This is a genomic window from Flavobacterium araucananum, from assembly GCF_002222055.1.
Taxonomy (GTDB): domain Bacteria; phylum Bacteroidota; class Bacteroidia; order Flavobacteriales; family Flavobacteriaceae; genus Flavobacterium; species Flavobacterium araucananum.
In genome coordinates this window covers 80514-96036 of sequence record NZ_MUGS01000021.1, presented here as the reverse complement: position 1 = coordinate 96036, position 15523 = coordinate 80514, and the positions used below count along the sequence as shown (strand labels likewise).

Sequence of the window (15523 nt, the reverse complement as noted above, 5' to 3'; positions counted from 1 at the left end):
CAGTAAATTCTTTTATCGTAAAAAATAGTGAATACCATGAAAATGGTAGTTTTATTGTAAAAACAGAAAACACAGATCATTATTTTTAAGTGTTTTAAGGTTCAAAATTTCATAAAATAAATGTCTTATTCTTTTATTTTAAAAGCTTTTTACGGCATCCGTACAGATGTTTTAACATTTAGCTTTGCTGGATATTAAATAATGTAGAATTCATTATTTATGAAAATGATGTTTTGCATCCTGATGCCGGTAAATGAGCCGGATTTAAAACAAATAGGGAATAAAAAACGTATATAAAAGCAACGAGGTAATATTGTAATCGCTCATTTTCGATAATGCATTAATTGGTAAAATTATGGGAATTATTAAGCACTTAAATTTTGATTTAGAAACAAAAGCAATAGGTTTAATTTGCAAAGCACTTGGACATCCTGCCCGAATTCAGATCATGACCCTTTTATGGAAAAGAGACAACAGGACTTGTGGTGAAATTGTTGAGTTAATTCCGTTGGCGCAGTCAACGGTATCTAAACATTTACTGGAATTAAAAAAAGCACATCTGGTCAATATAAAAAATGAAGGAAAGAAAATAATTTACTCTCTTGAAGTCGATAACATACAAATGCTTAAAAAATATTTTACCACTTATCTTTCAACGATTGAGATTTCAGAACAAAATAAGTCAACGGTTCTGACCACCCGACATAAAACAAATGGTAGAAATAGCCATTTGAAACAATACAACTATCAATTTCCGGATAAAAGAATAAAAGAAGCACTCTAAAAGCTCAGAAATGATCTTAAGCCATTGTTGAAATAGCTTAAAAATACAGAAGACTTTTAGAGACCTATTTGCTTGATTTAAAATCTTATATCGAACTATAACAAAACTTTATACCTGAAGTTAAGTTGTTGCGAGTAAACTTTGTAACTTTGCAGTTCAAAAGTAAAATTTAAAAATAAAGAAATATGTATCCAGAAGAAATGGTAAAACCAATGCAGGCTGAACTTACTGTTGCAGGTTTTCAAGATTTACATAGTGCTGACGCTGTTGATAACGCTATCAAAGCCGAAGGTACCACATTAGTTGTTGTAAACTCTGTTTGTGGTTGTGCTGCAAGAAATGCACGTCCGGGAGCAAAAATGAGTTTAGAAGGAGCTAAAAAACCAGATCACTTAATCACTGTTTTTGCAGGTGTTGACAAAGAAGCGGTTGATGCAGCCAGACAACACATGTTTCCTTTTCCTCCATCATCGCCATCTATGGCTTTGTTCAAAAACGGAGAATTGGTTCACATGTTAGAGCGTCACCATATCGAAGGTCGCCCAGCCGAATTAATTGCTGAGAACTTGCAAGATGCTTTTAATGAATTCTGTTAATTTACGTTCAAAGTAACAAAGGTACAGAGGTACAAAGATTTTTATAAAAGCATCAGCCGCGGCTGATGCTTTTTTGTTTTTATAAAGTACCTCAAAATCTTTGAACCTGACAAAACCTTTGTCCCTTTGAACCTTTTTCTTTACCTTTGCCACTCAAAAAAATAATTTCTCACACTTAAAACTGTTTATAGCATGCAACTGTACAACACTTTGAGCGCAGAAGAAAGAGCCATCATGATCGATGATGCCGGTAAACAACGACTAACGTTGTCTTTCTATGCGTATGCCAAAATTCAAGATCCCAAAAAATTTCGCGATGATTTATTTGTAGCCTGGAATAAGCTTGATGCTTTGGGCCGAATTTATGTTGCCAACGAAGGAATAAATGCTCAAATGAGTATTCCTGAAGAAAATTTGGAGGCTTTTAGAGAAACTCTGGAAGTATATGATTTCATGAAAGGCATTCGTTTGAATGAAGCCGTAGAACACGATGATCATTCCTTTTTAAAACTAACTATTAAAGTTCGTGACAAAATTGTTGCCGACGGTTTAAACGATGAAACTTTTGATGTTACGGATATTGGTGTTCACTTAAAAGCCGCAGCATTCAATGAAATTCTTGATGATCCAAATACCATTGTAGTCGATTTTAGAAACCATTACGAAAGTGAAGTAGGTCATTTTAAAGGCGCTATCACTCCGGATGTTGAAACATTTAGAGAGAGCTTACCAATAATCAACGATCAGCTTCAAAATCATAAAGAAGATAAAAATCTGGTCATGTATTGTACCGGCGGAATTCGTTGCGAAAAAGCAAGTGCTTATTTTAAACATCAGGGTTTTAAAAATGTTTTTCAGTTAGAAGGCGGAATCATCAATTACGCCAAACAAATTGAAGCAGAAGGACTGGAAAGTAAATTCATTGGAAAAAACTTCGTATTTGATAATCGTCTTGGCGAAAGAATTACCGATGATATTATCTCGCAATGTCACCAATGCGGAAAACCTTGTGACAATCACACCAATTGCGAAAATGACGGATGTCATTTGTTATTTATTCAATGTGATGATTGTAAAGCGGCAATGGAAAACTGCTGTTCTACAGAATGTCTTGAGGTTATACACCTGCCATTGGTAGATCAGGTAAGATTAAGAACCGGGAAACAAGTTGGAAATAAGGTTTTTAGAAAAGGAAAATCTGAAAATCTAAAATTCAAACACTCAGGCGAACTATCAAATAATTCTTTGGCTACAGCTAACCCGAACATAAGCGAACAAGAAAAGCAAAAACAAGCAGATATTCGTCAGAAAATAAAAGTAAAAAAAGTACTTCTTGGAAAAGCAGAACATTATTATGTAAAAGCAAAAGTTGGACTTTTTACCATCGAAAATCAAGAGCTGAACGCTGGAGATAAAATCTTAATCTCCGGACCAACGACAGGAAACCAAGAATTGATTTTAGAAAAAATGATCGTCAATGATGCAGAAGCCACTACTGCTAAAATTGGGGATAAAGTTACTTTCGAAATTCCTTTTCGCATTCGTTTGTCAGATAAATTGTATAAAATTGTAAATTAGCAGAAATTTTAAGCTAATTTACATGTCGCATTCTTTTACCAAATTATGGATTCACGCAATTTGGGCAACCAAAAACCGTCAGGAATTAATTGATTATTCAATTGAGGAAAAGGTATTCGATTATATTCGGGGAGAATTAATTGAATTGGGTTGCCCTGTTAGAATCATTAATGGAATGCCAGACCATGTTCATGTTTTGTTTTTACAAAATCCACAAAAAACTATTTCAGACTTGATGAAACAAGTAAAAGGAGGTTCTTCTCATGTTATAAATGGAGAAAATCTAATCCTTGAAAAATTTGCGTGGCAGAATGGTTTTGCGGCATTTTCTGTTAGTGTGTCTCAGCTAGATGTAGTGCATAATTATATTAAAAATCAAAAACGACATCATCTTATGAAAAATGGGCAAGATGAATTTGATGAGTTTGTAAAATTGCATAGACTGGAGAATAAATGAATGCTTGACAAAATTCTCAACGATGTACCCAAGGTTAAAACCTTGGGCTATGGTTGGAAAATTAGCTAAAAATTCGATTCTATAGATATAGCCCAAGGTTTCAACCATGGGTACACAATCAAAATCCCCAAAGATTTCAGCTGTTATAAACAATACCACAAAAAGTATAGACAATTTTTTTTCATCGTTAAGCGATGGGATGTAATTAAAAAAAATTTCCCAACGGTTTCAGGCGCTGGATACAATACCAATAAAAATGACAACAAATAATAAAATTGAACTTATGGCTCCCGCAGGGAGCTTTGAGTCACTTCAGGCTGCGCTCGATAATGGCGCTGATTCAATCTATTTTGGAGTAGAACAACTTAATATGCGTGCACGTTCAACCATAAATTTTACTATGGATGATTTGCAGGAAATTGCGAAGCGCTGTCAGGCTAAAAACGTACGCAGTTATCTGACTTTGAACACCATTATTTACGATCATGATTTGTCTGTCGTAAAAACACTACTCAACAAAGCCAAAGAAGCTGCTATTACTGCCATAATTGCATCTGATCAGGCTGTAATCGCAATGGCAAGGACAATTGGTATGGAAGTTCACATTTCGACACAATTGAATGTAACAAACATCGAAACTATAAAATTCTATAGCTTGTTTGCAGATACTATGGTTTTAAGCCGTGAACTAAGTTTAAGACAAGTAAAAAATATCACAGATCAAATTGAAAAGGAGCAAATAAAGGGGCCTAACGGAAATTTAGTCGAAATAGAAATTTTTGGGCATGGAGCTTTATGTATGGCAGTTTCGGGAAAATGTTATTTGAGTTTGCATTCGCATAACTCCTCTGCAAATCGTGGCGCCTGCAAGCAAAATTGCCGTAAAAAATATACTGTTATCGATCAGGAAACCGGTTTTGAAATTGAACTTGATAACGAATACATGATGTCGCCTAAAGATTTGTGTACAATTGATTTCTTAGATCAGGTGATAGATTCCGGGATTCAGGTTCTTAAAATCGAGGGTCGTGGCCGTGCTCCGGAATATGTGGCAACGGTTATTAAAACCTATCGTGAAGCTATCGATTCGTATTATGATAAAACATTTTCTAAAGAAAAAATCGCAGTTTGGATGGAATCTTTGAATACCGTGTACAATCGTGGGTTCTGGTCGGGTTATTATTTAGGCCAGGAATTAGGGGAGTGGAGTGATATTCCGGGTTCGGCAGCAACGCAAAAGAAAGTATATGTGGGTAAAGGGATACATTATTTTCCGAAAGCAAATGTGGGACAATTTAAGATTGAAGCGTACGACATAAAAATTGGGGATAAAATTTTGGTAACGGGACCAAGTACCGGAGCTCAGGAAATGATTATCGACGAAATGTTTGTAAATGACACGGTATCTGAAAAGGCTACAAAAGGCGACGATTGTACCTTGAAACTTCCGTTCAGGATTAGAATGTCTGATAAACTATATAAAATTGTCGAAGCATAAATGGTCATTATAACATTACAAAGAGACAAATGCATCGGCTGCAATTACTGTGTAGAAATGGATCCGGTGCATTTTCAAATGTCTAAAAAAGACGGAAAATCAGTTTTGATTCATTCCAAAGATGCAAAAGGATTTTTTACGTTAAAATCCCCCAATCATACAATTGCCGAAAGCTGCGAATTGGCTGCAAAAGCCTGTCCGGTAAAAATTATTACAGTAAAAGAAACCTAGTAAGAATTCCTAGTATATATGGTAATTAGTGAACCGGACTTTGTGTACAAGAACAGTTACTGATTCCTCTTAAGAAATCCAGTCCTATAGTAATAACATGTGTTCCGGAATTGTAAGCACCAAGCTGATTCAGAGATGCCTGGTAGGAATATCCAAAATAGAAATCATTTTTTTTAAATCCCGCCATTGGACCTATCATTAAAGGTTCAAAAAACTGATCGTTCAGGAAGCGGTACGAAACCCCAATCCAGAAATAATCTTCATATTTATTATACTGTCGGTACTTAAAATTAAAGTCAGTACTGGAACGTTTATCACTGGCAAACATTTGAAAATAAACAGAGGGCTCAAATTCAATCCTATCCGTTGCACCTTTAAAAACATATCCCGTATACAACTGATAATTTCGAAGTAAAGTAGGTTCTATTCCTGTAAACTGATCAATTTTTTTCTCAAGAATATTACTAATATTTAAACTTACATAGAATCCTTTGTTTCTATACAATGCGCCAACATCAAAATTGCTATTAGAAATAGCACGATTGTTTGTAATCGCAGGATCTAAAGACGGAGTTTCTACAGTAGGTTGAAATTTATTGATGTCAATTTTGAAAGTATTCAGGTTATACGAGATCCCAAATGACAGGTATTGTTTAGAATAATAATCTAAAATAAGATGGTGCGCAAAGGAAACTTTGGCACCCATTTGTTTGGTATATCCATTACTGTCATTATAAAGAGAAATCCCGACTCCTGACCGATCCAGAACTCTGAAATCAGCATATATGGACTGATTGTCAGGAGCGTCCTTAATGCCAACCCATTGCGTTAAGCCATTGGCTCGTATTCTTAGGTTATCACCAATGCCTGCATAAGTCGACGAAATGACAAAAGGATTGTCTGCGAGATATTGTGTAAAAACCGGTAAATTTAACTCCTGACTGTAACCAGATGTTACAGCCATAAACAGTAGTGATATAATTATTTTTTTCATTGTATTATAAATTTTAGCAAACACTATTGGTTTTTGTAATTATCTGTAAAGAGTAAAATGTCCAACAAATTCTCTATTGTCTTTATTGTCATTTAGTTTTAGTACGTACCAGTAATCGCCAGAAGACAACTCTGAACCATTGTATTTTCCGTCCCATTTTTGACCATATCTGTAGCTACCCAATATTCGACCGTATCTGTCAAAAACTGTAAAAGTCAGGTTTTTGTAGATTTCAGTACATCCAGGTCCCCATTCGTCATTTATTCCGTCTCCATTTGGAGTGAAGTTATTGGGTATACAGACATCTATGTATTCAAAATATCTTGATAGCTTTGCACTACATCCATTTTTATCTGTCACGGCAATGGTGTAAATTCCTGATTTGTATATAACAAACTTGTTGTTTGTGCTAAAAGATTCATCATTAAACGAATACAAGTATTGTCCTGTACCACCAGTTGTTGTAGCAATAATTTCGTTCATATCACCATCGGCTAACAACAGTGCCAAAGGTTCAACAGAATTAATTGTGAATTCTTTTGTAGACTGAATACAGCCATTTGTATGTCTTGCCGTTATCATATGAGAGCCGGGTGCAACATTCTTGAAAGTATTTGCAGATTGATAAGGTCCTCCGTCAAGAGAATAATCAATATCAATAAGATCCTTAATGATAGGATTGATTTTTACAGTAACCGAAGTTGTAGGTGCATTGTTTGTACAAACAGAATCAAAATGTACTATTGGGTTGATTTTTATCGAGTTTGGTATGTTTACTTCAAGTTCTGAAGTACAACCCTGTGCATCACTAATATAAACAATATGACTGCCTCCATCCAGATTTATAAAGTCAAATACAGTTTGTCCGGCTATTCCTTGCGAAAAAACACCTGTTGTTTTATCCAGACGATAAGAAAACGGTGCTGTACCACCAGAAATTTCTATACTAAAGGCCCCATCTTTTTCTCCTGAACAGGATTCTGGAGTTAGACTATTGGGTAAAACAAACGACTTTAGTTTAGGACTAACAGTCAAATTCAATACCTTATTTGCTGTACAACCATCATTGCTTACTTTGTAGATTCCCGATGTGTTGTAAACTATATTATTTACCGTCCATTTATAAGTTTCACCTGAACAGATTGACGCTGTTGTTACAACGTCAGCAGGTTTTTTACCCACGGTTAAATTTAACACCTGATCTGCTGTACATCCGTCATTGTTTTTGGTGTAAGTTCCTGAAGTACTGTAGATTTTTCCGTCTGCATCCCAAACAAAAGAATCTCCAGAACAGATGTTTTCATTTTTGGTAACCGTTGCAGGTTTTGTGCCTACAGTTAAATTCAACACCTGATCTGCTGTACATCCGTTATTACTTTGAGTATAAGTTCCTGAAACATTATATATTTTTCCGTCTGCATCCCAAAGGAAAGAATCTCCAGAACAGATGTTTTCATTTTTGGTAACCGTTGCAGGTTTTGTGCCTACAGTTAAATTCAATACCTGATCTGCCGTACATCCGTTATTATTTTGAGTATAAGTTCCTGAAACATTATACGTTTTTCCGTCTGCATCCCAAAGAAAAGAATCTCCGTAACAGATGTTTTCAGTTTTGGTTACCGTTGCAGGTTTAGTCCCAACAGTTAAATTCAATACCTGATCTGCTGTACATCCGTCATTGTTTTTGGTATAAGTTCCTGAAGTACTGTAGGTTTTTCCGTCTGCATCCCAAAGAAAAGAATCTCCAGAACAGATGTTTTCAGTTTTGGTTACCGTTGCTGGTTTAGTCCCAACAGTTAAATTCAATACCTGATCTGCTGTACATCCGTCATTGTTTTTGGTGTAAGTTCCTGAAGTCGTATACGTTTTTCCGTCTGCATCCCAAAGTAAAGATTCCCCAGAACAGATGTTTTCAGTTTTGGTTACCGTTGCCGGTTTATCCCCAACAGTTAAATTCAATACCTGATCTGCTGTACATCCGTCATTGTTTTTGGTGTAAGTTCCTGAAGCCGTATATGTTTTTCCGTCTGCATCCCAAAGGAAAGAATCTCCGTAACAGATGTTTTCAGTTTTGGTAATCGTTGCGGGTTTAGTTCCAACAGTTAAATTCAATACCTGATCTGCTGTACATCCGTTATTGTTCTTGGTGTAAGTTCCCGAAGCATTATAGGTTTTTCCGTCTGCATCCCAAAGGAAAGATTCCCCAGAACAGATGTTTTCAGTTTTGGTTACCGTTGCAGGTTTATCCCCAACAGTTAAATTCAATACCTGATCTGCCGTACATCCGTTATTGTTCTTGGTGTAAGTTCCCGAAGCATTATAGGTTTTTCCGTCTGCATCCCAAAGGAAAGATTCCCCAGAACAGATGTTTTCAGTTTTGGTTACCGTTGCAGGTTTATCCCCAACAGTTAAATTCAATACCTGATCTGCCGTACATCCGTCATTGTTCTTGGTGTAAGTTCCTGAAGTCGTATACGTTTTTCCGTCTGCATCCCAAAGGAAAGAATTTCCGTAACAGATGTTTTCAGTTTTGGTTACCGTTGTTGGTTTTGCAAATACGGTAATAGTTCCTGTAGCGGCCTTAGCACCACAATTATTTCCTGTAACCGGAATGCTGTAATTAAAAGTACCTGATTCTGTTGGTGTACCACTTATAGTGATCGTATTATTGGCAAAACTCGCTATAACTCCGGCAGGTAAATCTTTTGCGATACCCATTGCAGTTACATTGGTTGTTTTATGTGTAATAGATGTAATTGTAGTGTTAATACAAACTTCTGGTGTCGAGGAGGCTTCCCCAACCGTTTTGTCTTCTAATATTTCAAGAGTTGCCGGTACACGTTCAGAACATCCTGTTACATTTCCTGCATAATAGATTGTTTTACCAGAAGTATTGGTATTGGTGATACCGGAACCCGGTGTTGCTGCCGGATTGAGTTGTGCACCCCAGGCAATTGGGTCACCACCTGTAGGAGTAGTGTACCATAAAACAACAGGTTTTCTAAAAAAACCTCCTCCTTCCGGAGGTGTCAGTGTCCATTTATATATACCTGAGAAATTTGGATTATCATATGCATAGATCATAGTAACCAACGTATAGAGTGTGCCCACTTCAAGATGTGCTGTTAAGGTTGGGTTTTTGAAAGAGGATTCATAATCATCATCTCCCGTTACCCATGTTCCTTGTCCGTCTCCTTCTTGCGGGCAGGTGCCCATTGTATAATTTCCTTTATAGATATATCCAGCTCTTATATACTTTGCACTTTCATCTGTCAATGTTAAAGAATAAGTTCCTGTAACATTTACCGAGAAAGGAATAGTAGTATAATTTCCAAAAGCTTCCGTAACAAATCCACAACTTGGGATAGTATAGTCAGTTCTACGTTCTGGCATAAAAGATTTCGGATCTGTTGCGAAATTCCATGTATCATTAAATCCAATTTCTGGAGAAGGAGTTTCACCGTTGCCTAAAGTAGCGGTCAATATACCGGCATCACCTTTACATATTGTAGCACCCTTAGTTACAATTTTTTCCTGTTCAGGAGTTACATTTACTTTAACCGCTTTTCTGTCTTCTGGTTTATTTTCGCAATAATTATCTCCGCTTACCGCAATATAATAGGTTTTGGTAGCCTGAAGAGGTCCCGTTGATAAGGAAGGAGCATTGCTTAAAAGTTTTGCATTAGCGGTAGGGGCGTCATACCAGTAAAAAGTAGTTCCTACTGTTGATGACGGGGTTAATGTTATTTCAGAATTATAACAAATCGGAAATTCAGATGCAATAGCTATAGCCGTAGCTGTAGCTGTTGGCAACTGAGCAGCGTAAATAAAAGGTAAAGATTTTGCCGAGGTACAACTTAGAGCACCAGAAGTCACTGTATATTGTTGTTCAACTTCCATTCCTGTTATAAGCCCCGTTGCATCTGTTACAGGTCCTGTTGGGTTAAAGGTATAGAAACCACCAGGGACATAATTTTTTATTGTATGGGTACTTCCTGCTGTACAAGTAGCCGTTGTAGAAGTTATAACGGGAACTTCGGCTATTGGCAACTGTGGGGTATAAGAAAAAAAAGCAGATTTATCAGAGATGCAATTAAGATCACCAGAGGTCACTGTATATTGTTTTCCAATTGCCATTCCTGTTATAAACCCTGCTGCATCAACTGCAGGTCCCGTTGGATTAAAGATATAGGAACCACCAGGAACATAATTATTTATTTTACTAGTACTTGCTGCTGCGCAGGTTGCTGGTGCAGTAGTAATAACCGGAATAGGTTCTGCAAATACGGTAATAGTTCCTGTAGCGGCCTTGGCACCACAAGTATTCCCTGTAACCGGAATACTGTAATTAAAAGTACCTGATTCTGTTGGTGTACCACTTATAGTGATCGTATTATTAGCAAAACTCGCTGTAACTCCGGCAGGTAAACCTGCTGCGATACCCATTGCAGTTACTTTGGTAGTTGTATGTGTAATAGATGTGATTGCTGTGTTAATACAAACTTCCGGTGTCGAGGAGGCTTCTCCAACTACTGTATCTTCTAATATTTCAAGAGTTGCCGGTACCCGGTCAGAACATCCTGTTACATTTCCTGCATAATAGGTTGTTTTACCCGGAGTATTGGTATTGGTGATACCGGAACCCGGTGTTGCTGCCGGATTGAGTTGTGCACCCCAGGCAATTGGGTCGCCACCTGTAGGGGTAGTGTACCATAAAGTTAGCGGGTCTGTAAAGAAACCTCCTCCTTCCGGAGGCGTCAGGGTCCAGTTATAGTCACCTGAAAAATTTGGATCTTCAAATGCATTAATAAGAGATACTAAGGTATATAGCGTACCCACTTCAAGATGGGCTGTTAAGGTTGGATTTTTTGCACCCATAAGACCATAATCATCGTCTCCGGTTATCCATGTTCCTTGTCCGTCTCCTTCTTGCGGGCAGGTGCCCAGTGTATAATTTCCTTTGTAAATATATCCTGCTCTGTAAAATGTATTACTACCGTCTAGTATTAAGGTGTAGGTACCCGAAACATTCACAGAAAAAAGTTTAGTAGTATAACTTCCGTATGTATTAGAATAAAATACACATCTGGGAATATTGTCATTTCTGCGATCTGGCATTAAAGATTTAGGATCTGTAGCAGCGTTAAAGGTTCCTGAAAAATTTATTACAGCAGTTGGAGTTTCACCTGTGCCTAAAGTAGCGGTCAATATACCGGTACCACCTTTGCATATTGTAGCATCCTGAGTTACAATTTTTTCCTGCTCAGGAGTTACATTTACTTTAACCGCTTTTCTGTCTTCTGGTTTGTTTTCGCAATGATCATCCCCTCTTGCTGCAATATAATAGGTTTTGGTAGCCTGAAGAGGACCGGTCGAGTAGCTGGAAGCCATACTTAGAAGCTTTGCATTAGCGGTAGGGGCGTCATACCAGTAAAAAGTAGTTCCTACAGTTGATGACGGGGTTAATGTTATTTCAGAATTATAACAAATCGGAAATTCAGATGCAATCGTTATATCAGTTGCTTTTACATACGGAAAAACTACTATCGAAACTTCTTTGTTTCCGGAGCATTTTAAATTATTGTTGTTGGTAATGTCAATACCAGTTTGCGCATAACGTATTCTATAATTGGTAGTTTTACTTATAGCAGGAGTTACATATTGCAATGATGTAGCTCCCGGGATATCAATCCAGTTTGTTTCGTCAAATCGTTGCCATTGGTAACTTGTAGATGTTGCCGGATTTTTATTTTCTGCAATTATAGTGGCAAAAGTACTGCCACATGTTTTGGGATCAGTAAACGAAAGTGTTAATGTAGGTACACAAATACTAAATGATGCATCATCATTGCCTGTAACATTTGTATCAGCTTGTCCGTTGCTTACCCTTACTGTTACCTGGTCCAGTCCTGCGGGAACAGAAAAAGACATCGATAATTCTTTCCAGTGAAGCGCAGTGGGATCACTTAATTCTAACTGGTCAGAGGTAAAAGATTGTAAAACAGCATTGTTGAGCGGGTTTATTAACTCTATTTTTACTATTGGCTTAACGCTAACCTGTGCATAAGAGGTTGTTACAAGATTTGCCGCGTAGATAGAAAAAGTGCATAAACTTCCCGAACATAAACCGGTGTATTTTTTTTCGTAAAAAACACTTCCCAGAGTGGTATTGGCATCAAATACGAGCATGTAGCCATCTCCGCCTTTGCCGCTGGTATGATCTCCATCATTTGCCCATGAACTATTTGCCGGATGGGCATTTTTCATGATACTATATCCATTTACACCTACACCGCCCGTAGCCGAAAAATTGTAAGTAGTATAAAAGTCTGTTGCAGAAGGTCGGGGACCTCTGTCTGAGATTCCGGAACCAAAATCATCATTTATAAGGGTTTGCAACTCTCCGTTACAGACTAAAGCACTAATAACAACTTTTACCGGTTTAATTATAAAACAACCCTGTTCTGTAGTGTTTTTGATATAATAAGTGCCTGATATGCTTACTGCAGCTGGGTTTGCGACACCTTTTGTCGCAGCTGCATCTGTATAATACGTCAAGGTACCCGCCGTACGGTCTGCAGCTACTGTAGTTGCAAGATCTATAGTATTAGGTAAGCTTACGGGTACTGGATCAATAATGTCTAAAACTATTTTTTTTGCTGCTGCAACAGGTAAAGCTGTTGCACAACCTGCTGGATTAGTGCAATTTGCCAGTGTTGGCGGTGTTAAATAGACCATAGCGCCAGAACCAATTCCTACCATTGTCAGGTCGGCTGATACCGGAACAGGAGGAAGTGATACTTGTATTTCTACTCCATCAATGTAAATTCTTCCTATGGTTTTAATTTCATCAACAGCAGTCAGGTCACAATCTGCTTTTACGGTAATTTTAATGCCGGGCAGGGAACTATTACGGATATCAAATAAATAAGGATAATCTGAATTACCGGGAAGAAAAGTAATTTGATTTGTTGTACCACTTTCTAAAGTTGTATGAGAAGGCAGGTCAATAGAACCTGTAACATTTTTAAGCGTTACATGAGCAGGATCAATATTTACCATTCTTAATGTGTACGTCAGGATTTCTCCGGGTTCTACTATTCCGTTTCCATTAGCATCTTTTACAGTAAGCCATGCTGTAATTTTTGGAGAATTTATGGTGACTTCTGTACTGGTTGTGTTACTGCAAGCTCCATTTGTAGCCGTGTAGGTTACGGTATATGAATTTTCTAAACTTAATTTGGGGTTAATTTCTCCGGTATTTTTATCAATGCTTAATCCTTCAGGAGTTGCCGTATAGATACCTCCGGCAGTACCTGTTCTGGTTACTGCGGTTTTTGCGTCTGTTGTAGCATACGAAGTTGCAGCATAGGCTATTGTTGCTGTTGGTTTTGCATATACGGTAATAATTCCTGTAGCAGCTGTAGCGCCACATTTATTTCCTGTAACAGGAATACTATAATTAAAAATACCCGCTACTGTTGGTTTACCACTTATAGTGATCGTATTATTAGCAAAACTGGCTGTAACTCCGGCAGGTAAACCTGCTGCTATACCCATTGCAGTTACGTTAGAGGTTGCATGCGTAATAGAGGTAATTGCTGTATTAATACAAACTTCTGGTTTCAGGGATGCTGCTCCGATAGTTGTGTCTTCTAAAATTTCAAGGGTTGCCTTTGCCCGTGCAGAAGTTCCTGTTACCTCTCCGGCATAATAGGTATAGGTGCCGGGAGTGTTGGTATTGGTAATTCCGGAGCCCGGTGTTACTGCCGGATTCAATTCTGGTCCCCAGGCTATTGGGTTACCACCCGTAGGAGTAGTATACCATAAAATTGCAGGATCTGTAAAGAAACCTCCTCCGGGTGGAGGTGTTAGTGTCCAGGTATAGTCACCAATAAAATAAGGATCTCCCATTGTATAAGCAAGAGATACCAGAGTATATAGTGTGCCTGTTTCCAGATGTCCCGTTAAGGTTGGGATTTTTTCACCTATAAGACCATAATCATCATCGCCCATTATCCACGCGCCCTGTCCATCCCCTTCTTGTGGACAGGTGCCTAATGTGTAATTTCCTTTGTAAATGTATCCTGCTCTCGTATTGAAATTAGAACCAGTCAGTTTTAGCGTATAGGTACCTGTAACATTTACAGAAAATGGGGTCGTGGTGTAACTACCAAGAGCAGTAGGATTAGAATTAAAGATACATCTGGGTATATTGTCAAATCTTTTTTCGGGCATTATAGATTTAGGATCAGTAGCGGCATTCCAAATTCCGTCAAACTGTACTTTAGCAGTTGGAATTTCACCATTGCCTATGGTAGCGGTCAATACACCTGTGCTGCCTTTGCAGATAGTGTTATCTTTGGCTACGATGGTTTTATCACTCATTTCGACAGCAAAAGTCAGCGTACTACTTTCGCAATTTGAGGTATTTTTTTGTTTAACCTTGTATTTAGTATCATTAAAGAGTATAGGGGTCGTGAATACGGGGCCTTCGTTGATTGCGGTTGTTTCTGTTTCATCGAGCCATGTAAATACAGCATTAGAAACCCCTGTAACCTCTAAGGTGGCTGCTGTTCCTGTGTGAATAGATTTTGTAGAGCTGCCTGTTAGCACAGGAGGATCGATCGTTGCCGTAAAATTTATAGCATCGAGAAAATTGCCAATGCTTAAATCGCCGGTAGCAGTTGAGACTGCTTCAAAAATAAATCGGGTTCTGGACTGACCTTGTGGCACTCTGTACGTTCCTTCATACAAGACCCATGCTTTGCCTGTTTGAGCTGTTTGAATATCAACATAAGGACCTCCCGGAGGACCTGCTTTCAGTACCATTTTGTCTATACCTTCTCTGCCCATATGAGCAAATGAGTAATTAAAATATGTTGCTGTCGAGGTATCATAATCCTGATAGAGTCCGGAAGTCTGAGTGGCGTTAAGTTCGACAAACTGATTTCCGGAATAAGCTACTGCTTTATAGGAATTCCCGTTTCTCCAAAATTCTATCAAACCGTCTGTAGCAGTTGTTTTCCAGCCTAATTGGTCAGGGTTGCTAGTCTGTTTTACATTTGCAGATCTTGTTAGAACAGGAAATTCAAAGTCACTATTGATAGTTTCGACCTTGCACTGACTGTGTAGAACAGCGGATAACAAAAAAAAGCCGAGCGCTATTGTTGATTTTACAAGAGTATTTATGTCAATTGAATTACTAGTTTTTTTAGGATCTGAACCTGTAGCAGGTATAGATCGAATAAAAAACAACTTAAAATAATTATAGACTTTAGGAGTAAAATTTTGCATAATCGAACGTAACTGAAATTAATACTATGGTTTTTGTTTCTGCAATAACCATGTTTTATAATTTGGGTATAAAACAAAAAAACTGTTT

Annotated in this window: 8 protein-coding genes; 6 read left to right on the top strand and 2 right to left on the bottom strand. The window is 37.7% G+C overall.

From position 1 onward, the window contains the following. Positions 1–355 precede the first annotated feature (355 nt). From B0A64_RS12730 to B0A64_RS12705, 6 genes are all read left to right on the top strand, one after another. Positions 356–784, top strand: coding sequence for an ArsR/SmtB family transcription factor (locus B0A64_RS12730; protein ID WP_089479897.1), 429 nt, complete (start codon positions 356–358; stop codon positions 782–784). A gap of 185 nt (positions 785–969) precedes the next feature. Then, entirely contained in the window at positions 970–1380 is a 411-nt protein-coding gene (locus B0A64_RS12725; RefSeq protein WP_056247939.1) for a BrxA/BrxB family bacilliredoxin, read from the top strand. 192 nt (positions 1381–1572) lie between these two features. Further along, positions 1573–2958, top strand: coding sequence for an oxygen-dependent tRNA uridine(34) hydroxylase TrhO (gene trhO / locus B0A64_RS12720; protein WP_089479896.1), 1386 nt, complete (start codon positions 1573–1575; stop codon positions 2956–2958). Between the two features lie 22 nt (positions 2959–2980). Then, the gene (gene tnpA, locus B0A64_RS12715) at positions 2981–3415 is read left to right on the top strand and encodes an IS200/IS605 family transposase (protein ID WP_089479895.1); all 435 of its coding nucleotides are present in this window, start codon (positions 2981–2983) and stop codon (positions 3413–3415) included. A gap of 256 nt (positions 3416–3671) precedes the next feature. Further along, positions 3672–4913 carry a peptidase U32 family protein gene (locus B0A64_RS12710; RefSeq protein ID WP_089479894.1) on the top strand — a complete coding sequence of 414 codons (1242 nt, stop codon included), beginning with the start codon at positions 3672–3674 and terminating at the stop codon, positions 4911–4913. Continuing rightward, positions 4914–5144 (top strand): ferredoxin, encoded by a 231-nt coding sequence (locus B0A64_RS12705; protein WP_089479893.1) that lies wholly within the window; start codon positions 4914–4916, stop codon positions 5142–5144. A gap of 25 nt (positions 5145–5169) precedes the next feature. Here the strand turns inward: B0A64_RS12705 and B0A64_RS12700 are convergent, their stop codons facing one another. Together B0A64_RS12700 and B0A64_RS12695 are read right to left on the bottom strand one after the other, a co-directional pair. Continuing rightward, a complete protein-coding gene (locus B0A64_RS12700) occupies positions 5170–6138 on the bottom strand; it encodes a PorP/SprF family type IX secretion system membrane protein (RefSeq protein WP_089479892.1) in 969 nt (322 codons plus the stop codon). A gap of 39 nt (positions 6139–6177) precedes the next feature. Further along, positions 6178–15435 carry a T9SS type B sorting domain-containing protein gene (locus B0A64_RS12695; protein ID WP_089479891.1) on the bottom strand — a complete coding sequence of 3086 codons (9258 nt, stop codon included), beginning with the start codon at positions 15433–15435 and terminating at the stop codon, positions 6178–6180. Positions 15436–15523 lie beyond the last annotated feature (88 nt).

Excerpts from the sequence above, each read along its gene's own strand:
- B0A64_RS12730 (WP_089479897.1), top strand. The coding sequence starts at position 356 with ATGGGAATTATTAAGCACTTAAATTTTGATTTAGAAACAAAAGCAATA.
- B0A64_RS12725 (WP_056247939.1), top strand. The coding sequence starts at position 970 with ATGTATCCAGAAGAAATGGTAAAACCAATGCAGGCTGAACTTACTGTT.
- trhO (WP_089479896.1), top strand. The coding sequence starts at position 1,573 with ATGCAACTGTACAACACTTTGAGCGCAGAAGAAAGAGCCATCATGATC.
- tnpA (WP_089479895.1), top strand. The coding sequence starts at position 2,981 with ATGTCGCATTCTTTTACCAAATTATGGATTCACGCAATTTGGGCAACC.
- B0A64_RS12710 (WP_089479894.1), top strand. The coding sequence starts at position 3,672 with ATGACAACAAATAATAAAATTGAACTTATGGCTCCCGCAGGGAGCTTT.
- B0A64_RS12705 (WP_089479893.1), top strand. The coding sequence starts at position 4,914 with ATGGTCATTATAACATTACAAAGAGACAAATGCATCGGCTGCAATTAC.
- B0A64_RS12700 (WP_089479892.1), bottom strand. The coding sequence starts at position 6,138 with ATGAAAAAAATAATTATATCACTACTGTTTATGGCTGTAACATCTGGT.
- B0A64_RS12695 (WP_089479891.1), bottom strand. The coding sequence starts at position 15,435 with ATGCAAAATTTTACTCCTAAAGTCTATAATTATTTTAAGTTGTTTTTT.